The 20,610-nt window shown below is 45.0% G+C and carries 4 protein-coding genes; all 4 read left to right on the forward strand.

What is annotated here, in order from left to right:
* The 4 genes from JF50_RS18465 to JF50_RS18480 all read left to right on the forward strand — a co-directional run bounded on the left by JF50_RS18465 (position 1) and on the right by JF50_RS18480 (position 20,589).
* The gene (locus tag JF50_RS18465) at positions 1-1,188 is read left to right on the forward strand and encodes a TIGR03032 family protein (RefSeq protein ID WP_052262458.1); all 1,188 of its coding nucleotides are present in this window, start codon (positions 1-3) and stop codon (positions 1,186-1,188) included.
* Entirely contained in the window at positions 1,185-17,984 is a 16,800-nt protein-coding gene (locus JF50_RS18470; protein WP_039610821.1) for a tandem-95 repeat protein, read from the forward strand. Before JF50_RS18465 ends, JF50_RS18470 begins: the two co-directional genes overlap by 4 nt.
* 547 nt (positions 17,985-18,531) lie before the next feature.
* Positions 18,532-20,196 (forward strand): O-antigen ligase family protein, encoded by a 1,665-nt coding sequence (locus JF50_RS18475; RefSeq protein ID WP_039610822.1) that lies wholly within the window; start codon positions 18,532-18,534, stop codon positions 20,194-20,196.
* Positions 20,197-20,277: 81 nt separating this feature from the next.
* The gene (locus tag JF50_RS18480; protein WP_039610823.1) at positions 20,278-20,589 is read left to right on the forward strand and encodes a hypothetical protein; all 312 of its coding nucleotides are present in this window, start codon (positions 20,278-20,280) and stop codon (positions 20,587-20,589) included.
* Positions 20,590-20,610 lie beyond the last annotated feature (21 nt).

The following is a 20,610-nucleotide window of genomic DNA, read 5'->3' on the forward strand; positions in this document are numbered from 1 at the left end:
ATGCAAGGGTATCGTGAACAGGGTTACGGAAGTACGGGTGATGAGACTGATCTCGTCAACATTGACTTTGCGAGTGAATATAGTGAGAACTTCCCTAAGATTTTGCAAGCATTAGGGGTTTCACTGGTTGTTTCTAGCTATCAATCACATGCTGTGATGTTACTTAGAAGCCGAGGAACGGCACTGAATTGCAGTGTAAAAAAGTTTGTCAGGCCAATGGGCGTCTGTGTCAGTGAAGATAGACTTTTAGTCAGTACCGTGAATCGAATTGTGAACTTTAAAGCAAGCGGTATGGCTCGAAAAAGTGTACTCAGCGGGGAAGTGGACAACATTGACTCTTTGGCAAGTAAATTAAGAGACGAGCAACGCGATACCGATGCATTTAAAGCGCTTAGAACTGAGCAGATCAGTGCAATAAAACAATGTGATGTCTTATTTACTGAGCGCTCTTCGTTAACAACGGGGACGCTCAATACTCACGATATTGCTTGGGGCGATGATGGATTATGGGTTGTTAACTCTAGCTTTTCATGCCTTGCGACCCTTTCTTCAGAGTCCGGCTTTACACCCCGATGGAAGCCGCACTTTATCAGCGAGTTAAAACCGCAAGACCGTTGTCATTTAAATGGTATGGCCATGTTAGATGGGCAACCTAAATATGTCACAACGTTTAATACTCAAGATTATCAAGATTCATGGCGAACCGAGCTAAATGGGACGTTAATGGATGTAGAAAAAAATGAAATACTCATCAGTGGGCTATCCATGCCACATTCACCAAGATGCCATGATGGGAAAGTTTACTTATGTAACTCAGGCGAAGGTGAAATACTGTGTTACGACCCGAAAACTTGTGAAAAATCAGTTTTATGCACATTACCTGGCTTTACTCGTGGCCTGACATTTTATGGTGATTTGATGTTGGTTGCGACCAGTCATGTGCGTTCGTCTACCGTGGTTAATGATATACCTTTAACCAAAGCGCATACCCAAAAAGATACTGTCTGTGGCATATGGATTATCAATAAGCACAACGGTGAGATCCTATCCAAATTGCAGTTTAAAGGCGATGTCAGCCAACTTTACGATCTTTGCATTATTCCCAACTCTACGTTTCCTGAAATGATCAGCGGTGATGACGCTATTTCTGCGCATTTATATGAGTTTACGAAGGAGGAATTGAAATGAAAAAACTTGATATGACGACCTCGATATTAGGGGTGATGATCCCATCACTGGTTGCTGCAAATTCTTCTTCACATATTGCGGATAGTTACTTTTTGCCAAATCACGACGTGCCGTCGCTCAGCTCCATTCAGGTGACAGACAGCATTTATTTCAACAATAAGCAAAGCAATAAACAGGATGAGGTATTTGGTATTGCTGAGCATAAAATGGCACAGTCCAGCAACCAAGATGATGCTGCATCAGCCACGCTGTCTTTTTTGGCAGCGCAAGGCTTACTTGATAGCCAAGGGATGGGAGCGACTCAAGTTAATGGTGAAGTGAATATTGCCAAAGAGCTTGCTGCTTCTTGCCAAGCCTCTTTTGGTTGTACTACCGCGTATGGTAGCCAAGCCAGTTGTGAAGCCGCGCCTGGGCCTGGTGTATGGTTCCCTGATACCAATGATTGTACCGCAGCAGCGCCAGACCCGGACATCAACTTAAAAGGTAATGGTCAATCAATTACATCTGGCACGACGACATTAAGTGCGAGTAACCATACTGATTTTGGTTCTCACCAAACGGGTGGCAGCAATTTTACTCGTACGTTTACCATAGAAAATGTAATCGCAGCGTCTACGCTTAATTTGAGTGGCTCTCCATTAGTGAGCATTTCAGCTTCCAGTGACTTTTCAATATCTAGCCAACCTGGCGCTAGTTCTTTAAATGGGGTAACCAGCACGACATTTGTTGTTCAGCTAGACCCGACCACGGTTGGCTCACCAAATGCTACCGTTACTATAACCAGTAATGATCCCAATGAAGGCACTTATACTTTTAAAGTCGGTGCAACAGTCACCGCAGCCAATACTGCACCTGTGGTAGATTTAGATACCGCTGCCGGTGGTAATAATAGGTCGTCTTCTTTCAGTGAGGGGGGCGGGGCCGTTGGCATTACTAACAGTGCCAGTGTCACAGATGCAGAGTCAGATACCATTAAAACAATTACGGTATCTTTAACGAACGACCAAGACGGGGCCTCTGAAGGGCTGAATATCACAGGCTCTGCGCAAAATGCTTTAAATGGGGTATCGGGCAGCTCAGATATCACCCTGCAAGATACCATTTCGATTACAGGGGCGACGGCAACACTCGCTCAAGTGCAGACGTTTTTAGATGCCATAACCTATAACAATACGTCGTCTACGCCTAATACAACGGCGAGAACGGTAACGGTTGTCGTCAATGATGGTACTGATAATAGTGTGTCACGCACCTCAACGGTGAGTGTCGCGAATGTCACTTCGACCACCTCGTCGGGTGCATCGTTTAATACCACAACGGGTGCTAACCTAAACCCCGCGATTTTATTCACCAGTGAAAATGAATCTTTAACCATAGCACAAACGGCCCATGCGGCAGGGTCAACCGCGGATGGCGGCGGTGGCACGGATACCTTGAATGTCTCTGATAGTGTAGATATCAGTGGACTGACGTCACTGACAAACTTTGAAACATTAGAGGCGGCAAATAACGGTAGCTTGACCTTAAGTGAGACTCAGCATGAGTCATTTACCACCATAAATGGTGTGGGTACGAATCAGTTTACTGTCTCAAGCGCCAATGGTGATGCGGCAGTGACCGGGGATGCGGACATTGAAACCTATGTGTTAGGTGCTGCCATGACCTTCACTTTGGGCGGTGCGTCGCAAAATGTCTCGGGTAGTAGCTCAAATGATGTCATTAATGTCGCAGCGCTTACACCAACAGGCACGCTTGATGCTAGTGGCGGGACAGGCGATACACTGCGTCTATCAAATGGCGCGAATATCGCGGGTGCAACTGTCTCAAATACGGAAATACTGGAATTAAACTCGGGTGCTTCGGTGACCATGACCGAAGCACAGCATGATAGTTTTAGCTCCATGACGGCAACCGGTACAGATACGATTACCATTTCAGCAGCCACAGATGGGTTAACAGGTAATGCTGCAATAGAGTCATACGTTCTATCTGTTGGCAATACATTTACACTGGGCAGCGCTGGGCAAAACTTAACTGGGAGTGGCAACAACGATACTGTTAATGTGGGGACTCTGACCGCGACAGGCACATTAGCGGGCGGTATTGGTACAGATACGCTTAGTGTCGGAAATGGCGGCAGCATAGCAGGCGCAACAGTTTCTGGCTTTGAAAATCTCACTTTATCAAGCGGCGCATCGGCGACGTTTAGTGCAGCACAACTTTCTCAGTTTTCAGGCACAGTCACGGCTGCTGGCACAGAGACAATTTCAGTGTCTGGTGATGGGAATGTGTCAACGGTTGCTGGCATCGAAAATTATACTATTGGCGATGACAGTACAAATACTCGTACGATAACGGTAGCCGCGGCTGGTCACTCTGTAACCGCGACCAGTGCCACTGATGCAGTGACTTTTGACGTTGGGACATTAACGTTTACAGGTACGCTTACAGGGGAGAATACGTCCGCTGATACATTAAGCTTATCCAATGGCGCAGACATTAGCGGCGCGACCATTTCGAATATTACCAATCTTGCTCTAGCTACTGGTGCGTCAGTGACGATGACCGCGGCGCAAAATGAGAGCTTTAGTGGCTCAGTCACCGCTGGTGGTACAGAAACCATCGTGATCTCAGGTGATGGCGATATAACAACGCGCTCAGGCATAGAAAATTACACAGTAGGGGATGACTCTAGTAATACGCGCACAATCAATGTGGGCGCAACAACAAGTGTTACGGCAACATCGGTGACTGATGCAATTACTTTTAATATTGCAGGGCAAAGCTTTTCAGGTTCGTTAACAGGTCAAGCGACTGCTGCTGACATCGTGTCTGCCAGTGATGGTGCAAATACAACCGGTGCAACTATTAGTAATGTGGGCACACTGTCATTGGCAAGTGGTGCAACAGTAACGATTGACGCTCAAAATGTCAGTGACTTTTCAACAGCAATAAATGGCGCTGCGGGTACTGAAACATTGAATTTGGTCAGTGGTGGCACATTCGACTTCAGTTCGACCAGTGTCTCAAGTATTGAAAATATTTCGCTAGGCTCTAACAGTGTCACTTTAGTGACTATTTCAGATAACTTTTCTTCAAATGGCGGGACCGTCACCGTCAGTAATTCATCGGGTTCAGCCATTAATGCTGGGGTTACCATCAACGCATCTGCATTAGTAGGCGATAGCTTGGTGATTTCCGCAACCGATTTAACAGGTAATGACACTTTAACAGGGGGTGACAGCGCCGATACGATAAGACCTGGCTCGGGTACAGATTCAATAACGGGTAATGGTGGTAATGATAACTTTGTCGGTAGTGCCAGCGATTTAAATGGTGATACCATCGCGGACCTTGCTGTGGGGGATATGATCACGGTGACGGGTGTCACTGGATTAACCACGAGCAACGTCAGATTTAACGGTAATAGTACCTTACAAGTGGATACCGATGCGACAGATTTTGCAGCTACTGAGATTGCATTGACGCTCTCGAATTCACCGGGCGCAAGTTTAGATTTTACAGTCGCCGATAGCGGCGCGAACACTGTGATCACCTTTATTGCAGCCAATGATGTGCCTGTGTTTAGCTCACTAAACGGATTGTCTACGTTTACAGAAAATGGTTCGGCGGTAGCCATTGATAGTGATGCGACTGTAGCTGATACAGAATTGGATGCTTTAAATGGGGGAGCGGGTAATTACAATGGTGCGTCTTTAACCATCACGCGAAATGGCGGCGCCAATGCACAAGATGTGTTTGCAAACTTAAGTTTGCTTGGCACGTTAACACAGGGGAATACCTTTACTTACAATGGCACCAGTGTTGGTACTGTGACGACAAACTCGGCTGGGACGCTTGTTCTGACATTTAATGCTAGCGCAACATCGGCCATTGTGGATGGCGTGATCCAATCTATTTCCTATAGCAATACATCGGATGATCCGCCTTCAAGCGTAACGCTTGACTACACATTTAACGATGGCACGGCGAATAGTACAGGCACAAACCAGGCGGTTGTGAATATTACAGCACAAAACGATGCGCCAACAGATATCGCATTATCTGCAACGAGTATCAATCAATCGGCAACGGGGACAAGTGTGAATGTGGGCACGCTGTCGACCACGGATCTCGATAGCGCCAATGTGCATGCATATAGCCTAGTGAATAGTGGCAGCAGTGCCAGTGGTACTTGTACGAGTAATGCCGGAAACAGCAGTTTCCAAATTAGCAGTTCGAATTTGCAAACTCAGTCGGCATTAAGTGCAGGAGATTATATTGTCTGTGTTCAGACAAATGATGGCACAACCACTTTCCAAGAATCATTCACTATTACCGTTGTAGATAATGTCGCGCCAAACGCCCCCTCTACGCCAGACCTTGATGCGGGGTCGGACACCGGTGGTTCAAATACCGATAATGTCACATCAGATACTACGCCAACATTCAGTGGTACAGCTGAGTCTGGCAGTACGGTAAGGTTGTACAGCGATCAGTCAGGTAGCACAGTGATTGGTAGTGGCACTGCAACCGGCGGTAATTGGCAGATAACCACTAGTACATTATCAGCAACGACCCATGCGATTACAGCGAAGGCAACGGATGCTAGCAATAATGAAAGTAGCGCCTCTAGCGCTCTGAGTGTGACCATAGATACAACCGCACCTAATGCACCGAGCACGCCAGACCTTTCTGCCAGTAGTGATTCAGGTACTTCCAGCACAGACAATATTACAAACGACACAACGCCAACGATTACGGGCACAGGCACCACAGGTGACACCATCAACTTGTCATCCAATTTGGACGGTAATATCGGTAGTACTACTGTCTCGGGTGGTACTTGGAGCATCACATCGTCTACGTTACAAGCGGGCAGTCATACTATTTCAGCGCAGTCTGTTGATAATGCAGGTAATACGGCGAATTCAGCGAGTAATTTATCGCTCACCTTGGACACGCAAGCACCCAGTGGGCAAAGTGTAGCCTTTGGTGATACGTTATATTCCAATACCGAGAAAACTGCTGCCTCGTTTAGCTTTAGCAGTGCCGAAGTAGGCGCAACCTACAGCTATACTATTTCAAGCAGCAATGGCGGCACGTCAGCAACGGGCAATGGCACGGTGACTTCTGCAAGCCAAACCATTTCTAATATAGATTTAAGTGCACTGAATGACGGCACACTTACTCTGTCTGTGACACTGACAGATACCGCAGGGAACGCGGCCACAGCGGTCACCGCAGCCAGTGAGCTAGATACCAGCGCGCCAAGTGGTCACAGTGTGGCACTCAATGACACCAGTTATAACAGCACAGAAACGGGCAGTGCGAGCTTTAGTTTTAGCAGTGCTGAAGTGGGCGCGAGCTATACCTACACATTAAATAGCAGCAATGGCGGCACGGAAGTGACAGGCAACGGCAATATCACCAGCGCCTCACAAACGGTGAACATTGCGGATATCAGCGGATTAAATGATGGCACACTCACGCTGTCAGTGACTGTCTCTGATGCGGCGGGCAACGCAGCCACTGCTGTAACTGATACCGCAAGTCTTGATAAAACCAAGCCGACGGTAACCACTTTCAGTGCCTCAGACACCAACCTTAAAGCCGGTGAAACGGCGACGATTTCTATTGTATTGAGTGAAGCCAGCACGACTTTCACTTCGTCAGATATTACCGTATTAGGTGGCTCACTGAGTAATTTCAGTGCGACTTCAAGCACACAATATAGCGTGCTCTTTACACCAACGGCGGACTCAGAAACGAACGCCACGTTAGACATTGCAGCAGACACCTTTAGCGATGCAGCAGGCAATAACAACACCGCAGCGACGCAGCTGCCCATAACGGTGGATACCAAGGCCCCAACAGGTCACAGTGTGTCACTGGGCGATACGTTATATTCCAATACCGAGAAAACCGCTGCCTCGTTTAGCTTTAGCAGTGCCGAAGTAGGCGCAACCTACAGCTATACTATTTCAAGTAGTAATGGCGGCACGTCAGCAACGGGCAATGGCACGGTGACTTCTGCAAGCCAAACCATTTCTAATATAGATTTAAGTGCACTGAATGACGGCACACTTACTCTGTCTGTGACACTGACAGATACCGCAGGGAACGCGGCCACAGCGGTCACCGCAGCCAGTGAGCTAGATACCAGCGCGCCAAGTGGTCACAGTGTGGCACTCAATGACACCAGTTATAACAGCACAGAAACGGGCAGTGTGAGCTTTAGTTTTAGCAGTGCTGAAGTGGGCGCGAGCTATACCTACACATTAAATAGCAGCAATGGCGGCACGGAAGTGACAGGCAACGGCAATATCACCAGCGCCTCACAAACGGTGAACATTGCGGATATCAGCGGATTAAATGATGGCACACTCACGCTGTCAGTGACTGTCTCTGATGCGGCGGGCAACGCAGCCACTGCTGTAACTGATACCGCAAGTCTTGATAAAACCAAGCCGACGGTAACCACTTTCAGTGCCTCAGACACCAACCTTAAAGCCGGTGAAACGGCGACGATTTCTATTGTATTGAGTGAAGCCAGCACGACTTTCACTTCGTCAGATATTACCGTATTAGGTGGCTCACTGAGTAATTTCAGTGCGACTTCAAGCACACAATATAGCGTGCTCTTTACACCAACGGCGGACTCAGAAACGAACGCCACGTTAGACATTGCAGCAGACACCTTTAGCGATGCAGCAGGCAATAACAACACCGCAGCGACGCAGCTGCCCATAACGGTGGATACCAAGGCCCCAACAGGTCACAGTGTGTCACTGGGCGATACGTTATATTCCAACACCGAGAAAACCGCTGCCTCGTTTAGCTTTAGCAGTGCCGAAGTAGGCGCAACCTACAGCTATACTATTTCAAGTAGTAATGGCGGCACGTCAGCAACGGGCAATGGCACGGTGACTTCTGCAAGCCAAACCATTTCTAATATAGATTTAAGTGCACTGAATGACGGCACACTCACTCTGTCTGTGACACTGACAGATACCGCAGGGAACGCAGCGTCAGCGGTGACGGCGACGAGTACACTAGATACCAGCGCGCCAAGTGGTCACAGTGTGGCACTCAATGACACCAGTTATAACAGCACAGAAACGGGCAGTGCGAGCTTTAGTTTTAGCAGTGCTGAAGTGGGCGCGAGCTATACCTACACATTAAATAGCAGCAATGGCGGCACGGAAGTGACAGGCAACGGCAATATCACCAGCGCCTCACAAACGGTGAACATTGCGGATATCAGCGGATTAAATGATGGCACACTCACGCTGTCAGTGACTGTCTCTGATGCGGCGGGCAACGCAGCCACTGCTGTAACTGATACCGCAAGTCTTGATAAAACCAAGCCGACGGTAACCACTTTCAGTGCCTCAGACACCAACCTTAAAGCCGGTGAAACGGCGACGATTTCTATTGTATTGAGTGAAGCCAGCACGACTTTCACTTCGTCAGATATTACCGTATTAGGTGGCTCACTGAGTAATTTCAGTGCGACTTCAAGCACACAATATAGCGTGCTCTTTACACCAACGGCGGACTCAGAAACGAACGCCACGTTAGACATTGCAGCAGACACCTTTAGCGATGCAGCAGGCAATAACAACACCGCAGCGACGCAGCTGCCCATAACGGTGGATACCAAGGCCCCAACAGGTCACAGTGTGTCACTGGGCGATACGTTATATTCCAATACCGAGAAAACCGCTGCCTCGTTTAGCTTTAGCAGTGCCGAAGTAGGCGCAACCTACAGCTATACTATTTCAAGTAGTAATGGCGGCACGTCAGCAACGGGCAATGGCACGGTGACTTCTGCAAGCCAAACCATTTCTAATATAGATTTAAGTGCACTGAATGACGGCACACTTACTCTGTCTGTGACACTGACAGATACCGCAGGGAACGCGGCCACAGCGGTCACCGCAGCCAGTGAGCTAGATACCAGCGCGCCAAGTGGTCACAGTGTGGCACTCAATGACACCAGTTATAACAGCACAGAAACGGGCAGTGCGAGCTTTAGTTTTAGCAGTGCTGAAGTGGGCGCGAGCTATACCTACACATTAAATAGCAGCAATGGCGGCACGGAAGTGACAGGCAACGGCAATATCACCAGCGCCTCACAAACGGTGAACATTGCGGATATCAGCGGATTAAATGATGGCACACTCACGCTGTCAGTGACTGTCTCTGATGCGGCGGGCAACGCAGCCACTGCTGTAACTGATACCGCAAGTCTTGATAAAACCAAGCCGACGGTAACCACTTTCAGTGCCTCAGACACCAACCTTAAAGCCGGTGAAACGGCGACGATTTCTATTGTATTGAGTGAAGCCAGCACGACTTTCACTTCGTCAGATATTACCGTATTAGGTGGCTCACTGAGTAATTTCAGTGCGACTTCAAGCACACAATATAGCGTGCTCTTTACACCAACGGCGGACTCAGAAACGAACGCCACGTTAGACATTGCAGCAGACACCTTTAGCGATGCAGCAGGCAATAACAACACCGCAGCGACGCAGCTGCCCATAACGGTGGATACCAAGGCCCCAACAGGTCACAGTGTGTCACTGGGCGATACGTTATATTCCAACACCGAGAAAACCGCTGCCTCGTTTAGCTTTAGCAGTGCCGAAGTAGGCGCAACCTACAGCTATACTATTTCAAGTAGTAATGGCGGCACGTCAGCAACGGGCAATGGCACGGTAACCTCTGCAAGCCAAACCATTTCTAATATAGATTTAAGTGCACTGAATGACGGCACACTCACGCTGTCTGTGACACTGACAGATACGGCAGGGAACGCTGCATCAGCGGTTACCGCAACCAGTGAGCTAGATACATCCAGCCCATCAGTGACAACATTCAGTGCATCAGACACGGCACTTAAGGTTGGTGAAACTGCGACGGTTACTATTGTGTTGAGTGAATCGAGTGATAATTTCACAATAGATGATGTGAGCGTTTCAGGCGGGACTTTAAGCAACTTCATTGCCACTTCAGGCACGCAATATAGCGTGGTGTTCACGCCGAGTGAAAATTCAGAAGCGAATGCCACGCTTGATATTCTTGCTGATAAGTTTACCGACAGTGCAGGCAACCCAAATACAGCGGCGCAACAAATCACTTTGAGTGTCGATACCAGTGCGCCGACAGGGCAAGCCGTCAATATAGATCAAGCACTTATCAATAGAGATAATGAGTCTGCTCTGAGTTTTAGTTTAACTGGTTTGGAGAGCTCAGGTACATTTACATACAGCATCACAGATACAAATAACGCTTCGGTGACTGGTAATGGCAATATTACAGCTGCTACTGCTCAAGTATCCGCGATTGATGTAAGTAATTTAGCTGAAGGTACTTTGACGGTATCGGTGACTGTAACAGATGTAGCTGGAAACAGCGCAGATCCGATTTCAGATACAGTGACTAAAAAGTATAACGTGGCGCCGACTCTATCTGGTCAGCCTACAACGTCGATTGCGCAAGACCAAGCATATAGCTTTACACCCACTTTGGTTGATCCAGATGAGCAAGATACACACACCTACAGCATCACTAACTTACCTAGTTGGTTGACGTTTAGCACGACGACGGGGGGGCTTTCGGGCACGCCAAGGGATGCTGATGTTGGCGAGTATAATGGGATTGTAATTTCGGTGAATGATGGCACTGATTCGGCGTCATTGGCGAGCTTTAATATTGAAGTGACCAATGTCAATGATGCGCCAAGTGGCACTGCGTTTAATTTTGCGACTCAAGAAGCGGGCACGCTGAGTGTGACTGCGCAAGCAGGTTTACTCAGCACTGCAACAGATGATGATACTGATAACGGAGATACGCTCACTGTAGAACAGGTCGCAGCCCCTTCATTTGGTCAGTTGACACTGAATACAGATGGTAGCTTTACCTATCAGCATGATGGTAGCGAAAACCATACTGATCAATTTACCTATCGGGTTAAAGATGCATCAAACGCGACATCTGATACCTATACGGTGACGATTAATGTCACGCCAGTTGCGGATGCGCCAACAGCGGTGAATGATGTGTTGACCGTGGTTGAAGATAATGCAGGTAACATCAATTTATTGGCTAACGACAGCGATCCTGAGCAAGATATGGTGGCCTCCTCTGCAACGGTTGTTACGGCACCGAGCAAAGGGAGTGTGAGCCTATTAAATGGGGTTGCGACCTATACACCAAATGCCAATGAAAATGGTGTAGATACATTCACTTATACAGTCAAAGATGCGCAGCAAAACACCTCTAATACGGCGACGGTGACGGTGACTATTACCGCGGATAATGACCTCCCTGTAGCGAAAGAATTGGTGATTAATACATCTGAGGATACTCATTCAGATCCGCTGCAAGTTCGTGCGCAGACCACGGATATAGAGGATGGTATACCAACAGGAGACTTGGCAATATCGACTCAGCCAAGTAAAGGTAGTGTTGTTATCGACCAACAGCAGGGTACGTTTGTTTATCAACCTGCTGCAAATCAAACAGGCTCAGATAGCTTTGCTTACACGGTAGCAGATAGCGCTGGGGCTGTATCAGCACCGATGACAATTACCGTCAATATTGGCGCGGTAAACGATAAACCCGTGGCCGCTGCTGACAGTGTCACAACCGATGAAGATGTGAGCACTCTGTTGTCGATTTTATCAAACGACAGTGATGTAGAAGATCAAGGTTTCAACGGGGCGAATATTACACTTGAGGATCAAGGTAATGGCGCTGGTAGCTATGAAAAAGCCATGGTGACTATCCAAGCCGACGGACAGCTTAATATTGCGCCTGTTGCAAACCAAAATGGCACCTTCACGTTTAACTATACCCTGACTGACAGCGAAGGGTTAACCTCTGATCCCGCCCAAGTAACTGTCACTCTAACCCCAGTGAATGACGCGCCAGTGGCCGTTGATAACACTGCGGGTTTGCAAGAAGAGGGCTCATTTGAAGTGAACGTCTTGGGTAATGATACGGACGTAGATGAAAGTGACAGCTTTAATCTTGCAAGTGTAACTGTGGTTGACCAGCCTCAATTTGGTCAGGCGGTTGTCAATGCGCAAGGCGGGATTGTGTATACCCCGAACGAGCATTACTTTGGCGATGATACTTTTACGTATACGGTTCAAGATGCAGCGGGTGCAACGTCTAATAAAGCCACAGTAACAATGACGGTGACCCCTGTGAACGATGCGCCGATTGCGCAGGCTCAAAACCTCAATTTTGATGAAGATGGTAGTTTACTTGTTACGCTCAGTGCGACTGATCAGGAAAATGATACGCTGAGCTACCGTGTTGTCACTGGTGTTTCTAACGGTACATTGGTGCAGCAATCAGATACAACTTGGTTATATACACCGACATCAAATTTCAACGGGGTAGACACTTTCACGTTCGTAGCAAATGATGGTACTGATGACTCTGCAGCTGCATCTGTATCTTTGACAGTCAACGCGGTGAATGACCAACCTACGGTTACAGGGCAAGCTGTTAGCGTAGATGAAGAGACGCAGGTAAATATTACTCTAAGTGCAGAAGACATAGATAACGATAATCTCACTTACCTGCTTGTTGGTGAACCAAGCAATGGTAGCTACTCACTCAATGGCAATGTGTTGAGCTATACAGGTAACTTAGATTACTTTGGAGCGGATAGCTTTACCTTTAAAGTGAACGATGGTCAGGTAGACTCAGAATTAGCAACGGTGAATATCACTGTCAATAATATCAATGATGCGCCAACGATTTCAGGCAATCCAAGTAACCAAGTTAATGAAGACAGTGCATACAGTTTTGTGCCTACTGCTGAAGATAAAGATGGCGACAACTTAACATTCGCCATTGAAAACTTGCCGAGTTGGATGTCCTTCGACGGCACAACGGGAGCAATATCAGGCACGCCTGTCAATGCAAATGTTGGCGTATACACAGGCATTGTGATCAGTGTTTCAGATGGTATAGAAACAGCCGCACTCACTGCGTTTAACATTACCGTTGTTAATACCAATGACGCACCAACGATAAGCGGCGCTCCTTCAACTTCTATCGATGAAGACAGTGCGTATAGCTTTACGCCAAGCGCAACGGATATTGACGGAGATACCTTAACCTTTAGCATTCAAAATGCACCAGATTGGATTCAGTTTAATACTGCCACAGGGGAAATGACAGGCACACCGCTTGACGCCAATGTTGGTACTGACACCAACATTATTGTTTCTGTCAGCGATGGTCAGGTAAGTGCATCATTAGCGTCATTTGATATTGTTGTTAATAATACCAATGATGCCCCAACAGCAATCGCACCAAGCTACAGTACTATCGAGGGAGCAACACTAAATGTAAGCAGTGTTGAAGGCTTACTGAGTGGTAACTTTGCTCTTGACGATGATTTAGATAGCAATGATGTATTGACGATTGTTGATTTAACTCAGCCAACGTTTGGCACTTTGAGTGTGAATGCAGATGGCAGCTTCGCCTACGCGCATAACGACAGTGAAACGCAGAGCGATAGCTTTACCTATCGATTACAAGACAGCTTTGGTGCTCAATCTGCGGTTGTGACTGCGACCATTGCAATCACGCCAGTGTCCGACTCTCCTGTTGCTTTGGATGACAGCGCGCAAACTAATGAAGATACGCCGGTGACGGTAAATCTATTAAGCAATGACACGGATCCTGAAGGGGATATTGTGGCCTCTTCTGCTGTAGTCGTTGATCAACCCGCTATTGGCTCTGTATTAATTGAAAACGGAGTAGCGACTTATACACCTAATCAAGATGTAAATGGCACTGATTTATTTACCTATATCGTATCAGACCAAGATGCCAATAATTCAGACAAAGCCACAGTGTCTATCACCATCTCGGCGATAAATGATGTGCCCCAAGTTGAAGATATCTCGGTAAACATTGACGAAGATGCTGAGCAGACCAGCATCAACGTCAGGGCCTTTGCTACGGATATTGAAGATGGTATCCCAACAGGCGATATTTCAGTCGTCACGGCACCAAAAAAAGGCAATGCAGTTGCTAATGGTGATACGGGCTCAATTGAGTATACGCCGTTTGAAGACGATGAAGGTACCGATAGCTTCACTTATACAATTGCAGATAGCAACGGAGCTGTTTCAGAGTTGGCCACTGTGTCAATTAATATCGGTGAAATCAATGATGCGCCAATCGCAGCAGATGATAGTGTGACAACGCAAGAAGATACACCAATCACGCTGAATGTTTTATCAAATGACACCGACGTGGAAGACGAAGGCTTTAACGGCGCGAATATTACCTTACAAAATAATGGGGTGTTTGATTTCGCAACTGTGGCTATTTTAACGGATGGTCAATTGCAAATTACTCCGACACAAGACCAAAATGGTCAGTTCAGCTTCACCTATACCCTGAATGATAGTGAGGGGTTAAGCTCTTTACCAGCCACAGTCAATCTGACGATTGAAGCTGTAAATGATGCGCCAGTGGCCATTAACGATATTGCTGCCCTTGAAGAGGAAGGGGCGTTTGCGGTGAATGTGCTGGGCAATGATACAGACGTGGATGGTAACAATGAAATAGACCCATCAAGTGTGACAATTGTGAGCTCTCCTGCAAAAGGGCAAGTCAGTATCGATGGTTTAGGGCGAATTGTATACACCGCCAATACCAATGAAGTGGGTAATGATACCTTTACTTACACAGTCAAAGACACTTCAGGCCTAGAGTCCAATGTCGCCACTGTGACAATGACCATAGATAATGTCAACGATGCGCCAGATGCACAAGATGATAGCTATTCTGAAGAAACCTTTGATGAAGCAACGGGCACATACCGCTTAGCAGTACTGAGCAATGACAGCGATGTGGATACAGGGGATTTACTGACACTTTTAAGTGCTCAGGCGTCGGTGGGCAGTGTAACCGTTGAAGGTAATGAACTGGTCTACACACCAGAAGATACGTTTAATGGTGTAGTGATCATCGATTATGTGATCAAAGATGAGGCTGGCGAAATCAGCAGGGCTGTTGCTGAGCTGACAGTGGTTAGAAATGATGCGCAAGGTACGCCGCCGACCATTAATGTGCCTGCTGATATTAATGTCAATGCAACGGCTCTATTTACCAAAGTTGAGCTTGGTAATGCAACGGCTTCAGACAGTAATGGCAATGTTATTGGCGTATCACTGGTGGACAACAATGTGTTATTCCCTCCAGGGCGTCACTTAGCAACGTGGCAAGCCCAAGATAGTAATGGACTAAGCACCTTTGCAACTCAAAATGTATTTGTCAATCCATTGATTTCTTTATCAAAAGATATGCAATTATCTGAAGGGCAAAACTTTACATTAGGTGTGTTTTTGAATGGTGAAGCGGCGCAATACCCTGTGCAAATTCCGTATACGATATCAGGGACCGCGAATAGTGCAGATCATACACTCTCGAGTGGTACGATTACCATACGTGCTGGCATTGAGGGAGAGATCCCATTTAGTGTTTTCGAAGATGGATTGAGTGAAGGAAATGAAACGATCATTGTAACTCTGGATGAGTCATTGAATCGAGGTGCTAAGTTTACTACGCAGATCACCATTGTAGAGCAAAATGTCGCACCTGATATTGTTTTGAATGCTTCACAAAATAATGAATTGCGTACTACGGTTACGGCAAATGAACAATTGGTGACGATTACTGCACAAATTAGCGACCCCAATATTGGTGATACTGTGCAGTTACAATGGAGCGCATTAGATGCTGAGTTGCAAAACATTAGCACAGTAGATAGTGAGTTTGCATTCTCGCCGCAATCATTGACGACGGGTATTTATGGCATTTCTATCACAGCGACTGATGATGGAGAACCTAACTTATCTAGTACTGCTCAGATTTATCTAGAAGTAGTCCCTGAGCTTGCTGTTTTAACCGCGCAAGATACGGATGGCGACCTCATTCCAGACAATGAAGAGGGGCACAGTGACTCTGATAATGACGGTATACCTGATTATCAAGATGCGATCACTGATTGTAATGTAATGCAAGAGCAAGTACTCGAGTCATCACAGTTTTTGATCGAAGGTGAGCCCGGCGTCTGTATTAGAAAAGGCGTTACGATTGCGCAAAATAGCACTGGTGGTGTTCAACTTTTACCAGAAGAGCTACAACAAGATGACACTGCGACAAATATAGGGGGGCTATTTGACTTTATTGCGTTTGGGCTACCTCAAGCTGGTGATAGTTATAGTATTGTTATTCCACAGCGAAACCCAATACCTTTAAATGCAGTATATCGCAAGTTGAAAGGCGAGCAGTGGGTTGACTTTGTTATAGATGAGCAAAACAAAATTTATTCATCGCTTGGTGAACCTGGCTATTGTGCCCCTCCTGGCAGTGATGTTTGGGTGGAAGGTCTCACTGAGGGAGACTGGTGTGTAAAACTTCAAATCGTGGATGGTGGACCTAACGATGATGATGGCATAGCGAACGGCAGCATTATAGATCCTGGTGGTGTTGCCGTCATAAATAATGGTAATACGTTACCAGTGGCGAGCGCCGATGAAAAAATAGTTGGATCTGGCCAATCTATTCAGATAGATGTTCTTGCCAATGATACCGATGCTGATGGAGATACATTGACTATTACCAGTGCGTCAGTTGATTTCGGTACTGTGGTTATTGAAGAGAACAAATTACTCTACACACCACCTGAAACTTTTGTTGGTTTAGCTACGATCCAGTACAGCATCACAGATGGGCAAGGCGGTACAGCAAGTAGTACAGTAGCCGTTAACTTAACTGTAAATGCTGCACCTACAACAACGTTAGACCAAGCTTCTACTACTGATAAAGCTTCTATTACATTAAATGTGCTCGAAAATGACTTTGATGCGGATGGAGATGCACTCTCTGTCATTGAGGCGGTAGCAGAACAAGGTGCCGTGGCTTTAAATTCAGACGGCACAATTACTTACACGCCGAAACTAGGGTTTGAAGGCGTTGATATCGTTACATATACCGTGGTGGACAGTAAAGGGGCGATATCAAAAGGAGTTGTACAAGTGACGGTGACCGCTTACAAAACGATTGCTGTCGAAAATAAATCATCAGGTAGCTTAGGAGGCGGCCTTATTGTGATACTTTCAGCGCTGTTAATTCGTAGACGTAAATCTATTTTACCGAGTTTTGCCATGATCTCGTTGAGTTGCTTTTTGCCCTCATCTGCTTATGCAGACAATTGGGTTTTAAAAGGGACTATTGGTGAAGCCCGTGCAGGGGAGAGATTAGATAATAGTTCCGGCCTTCAAATTGAAGATATTGATAATACTAGTGGGTCTTGGTCTGTAAGTAGTTTTTACGAATTACTTCCAAACTGGCATGTTGGTGTTGGCTATGTCGACTTGGGGCAAGGAAGGGTAAATTTTGTTGGAGAAAGCTTATCGCCGAATGAAGCGCATTTGGCTGTTTCTCGCATTGCGCCAGTATTACCAGAGGGGTTTACAGTACAGGTAAATTATGACTTGTTTAAATGGCAAAAGCTCAGTGGTCAAGTGTTCATAGGTGCATTTGATTGGGAATATAAGATTACCAGCACACGAGATACTCGCTTTCTACAAACATATGAGGCTGCAGAAACGAATGCCTTTATGGGCGCGGAGCTTGGCTACAAATTGAGTGAGCGCATAGAAGTGGGGGCACAATACCGTTATTTTGATATCAGTGAAAATAATATTAATGAGTTTTCGTTGTTTATAGGGGTTGAGTTCTAACACGTTGTAAGTGAGGGCACGATAAATTGTATTGTGCTCTCATTTTCTTGAATAGTTTCACCATGCTTAGAACGTTTTAGGTCGCTCATTTTAAAAGTGCAGACTTATAATATCGGACAGTACAAATATCAAGCACTCCTTATCTCTCTTTCCTTCTTTTGAATTTAAAATTTATAGTTCACCTCAATCGAGAACTAAATAACTAATAACTTAAATTAATCATAACAGATGTATTGTCATAATTTTATCTTGCTAGGTGGGTAAGGTAACTTGGGGTAGTTTTAATTTAATTGTATATTTTGCAACCCCGTTCATTTTAATTAACTTTTCATTTACTGCCTTTTGCAGCTGTTATCAAGTTTTTGGTTCTGGCTTTATAACTTTAGCTGTGCATTTTTATTGCACTGAAAATAATTTGTAACTAAATTATATTTAATAATGAAAAATTTAATATGTTTTTTTTGATGTCGTTTTTTGATTGATTTTAATTTAGTTAAAGTGTATAAATCTCGTGATTTTTATTTGAGTTTTTATTTAAAGGGAATTAATGCGTCTGTTAGCGGATGATAGTTACTTTGAAACCATAAAGGTTTCAAAGGTAGCGTTATTAAAAGTTGTTCTTATTTTATTCTCATGTGCAATTTCGGTTGTACATATTGAATCATTTTATTACCAGTACAACTATCCTAAATGGGTTGTTTTTGATCTCTTTTGTATCTTTCTTATATCTTTATCAGTTTACTTCTCACCTAGAATTAGTGTCAATATTGTTAGTTTACTAGTAGGGTTATTGTCTCTATACATGCTCTTTAGTCTAATGTGGGTGCCTAACCGATTCGAAGGCATACAGTTTATTATTAGATTCTTGGCGGCTGTAATATCGATATTTACATTAGCATCTTTAATAAAAAAAGAACGCCTAATTGACATACTCACAGAAAGTGTTTTTTACAGCTCTGTTGTATTCTGTGTAGTACTTGCCTACGAACGTTATTGGCTAGGCATACCATACGGTAATACAAATTTTTCGCCGATTGGCTTTGTTAACTATCTCGGACAAGTTTTAAATATTTGGATCCCCATACTCGTTCTATCTATATATATTAAGCGAAAGTCCATTGCTCACCTAGTATTGGGTTTGGCTAGCTTAATGTTGCTTATGAACTTGCTAGTTGAGTCAAACACTCGAGGCACTATTTTGGGGTTGTTAAGTGCCGAAATATTAGTCTTGCTGCTTGTTTTAATTAAAACAAAGAAATTTGCTTTTAAATATCTTTCGATTTCATTCGTGTTTGTGTTGGCTGTTGGAACTTTCAGTTATTGGAAGAATTCTGGAACTGGAAAGCTAGAAGAGCAAGTTCAATCTATTCAGAATATGGATACTGGTCGAGATAATATATTTTTAAATACATTAGATATGGTGAAAGACAACCCCTTTGGCGTTGGGGTTAATAACTTTGAGTTTGTTCATCAAAAGTATGCGAAAGCTGGGACTTCAGAATCATCACCCTATGTATCTAGATATCAAGTATTGCTTTCGCCATACAATATAATTCTTAAATTTTATAGTGAACTGGGCTTAATCGGGGGAAGTTTATTTGCACTTCTTTATGGTTGGGTTCTATTTAGAGCATTAAGGAATTTACTTAATGGTAATTTTATAGACGCATGGATCTTTATGGCAGTGTTCTCATTGTCATTTCATGCCATGTTTAGTTCAGTCTATTTAACCCCAGTTAGCTTGTTTTTTTCGGTTATTTTATTCTCTGTCGTTTTTTCAAAAGAGAAGCCTAATACACAATTTACTTCGATTGGAAAGAGAAGGTCGATATTAATTTTATTACCAGTAGCATTGAGCCTGACTTATCTATCGGTGGTAAAAACAGCTTCAGGGTATCTGACTGCAAAAGGTGCTCGTTTGGGAGAAACTAGTCTTGTTGAAAAAGCATTAAAGATAAACCCTCAAGATTATTTTGCTGCTGTGCGACTTTCTGATCTTTATTTATATAAAGAACGTAATAAGGACGCGGCTTTAAAAAGCTTAGAGCATGCAATCAATTTATACCCTTATCATGTGTATCTTTTAATAAGAGCAGCTGAGCTATCGTTGCAATTAGGTTTAACCGAAAAGGCGAAGAAATATAAGCAGCGAGCCTTAGATATTTACCCAAGTAACTATAGAGCTTCGGTGATAGATACGGAGGGAAAATAAAACCCGACTGTAATTATTTACCCAATACAATTTTGAATACAGACAGTTCATTGATGAACGTTATTTTAATAAAGGAAAACGATGAAAATAAAACTACATTGCTTTACTTTGACACTGCTTGCTTGTGTCAGTCTCACCGGTTGTGGTGGCAGTGATGATCAAGCTTCCAATGACTTAGGCAAGCCTCCTATCACGAAACCAGAACCCAAGCCAGAACCCAAACCTGAGCCAGGGAAAAAAGTCGCTGAGCACAAAATGGAAAAGTCTAAAGTAGGGGGGGGCCGAGTCCAGAAAGCGACCTCTGGTGCCCATGATTTAGCTGCAACTGTGTCGGTCGTGAATAAAAAATCTAGCTCAGAGAATTTTAGCCTCTCTAACGCTGCAACAAATTAATTAAAATCTTTAAAGGGAATA

The sequence above is a fragment of the Pseudoalteromonas luteoviolacea genome (genome assembly GCF_000814765.1).
Classification (GTDB): domain Bacteria; phylum Pseudomonadota; class Gammaproteobacteria; order Enterobacterales; family Alteromonadaceae; genus Pseudoalteromonas; species Pseudoalteromonas luteoviolacea_H.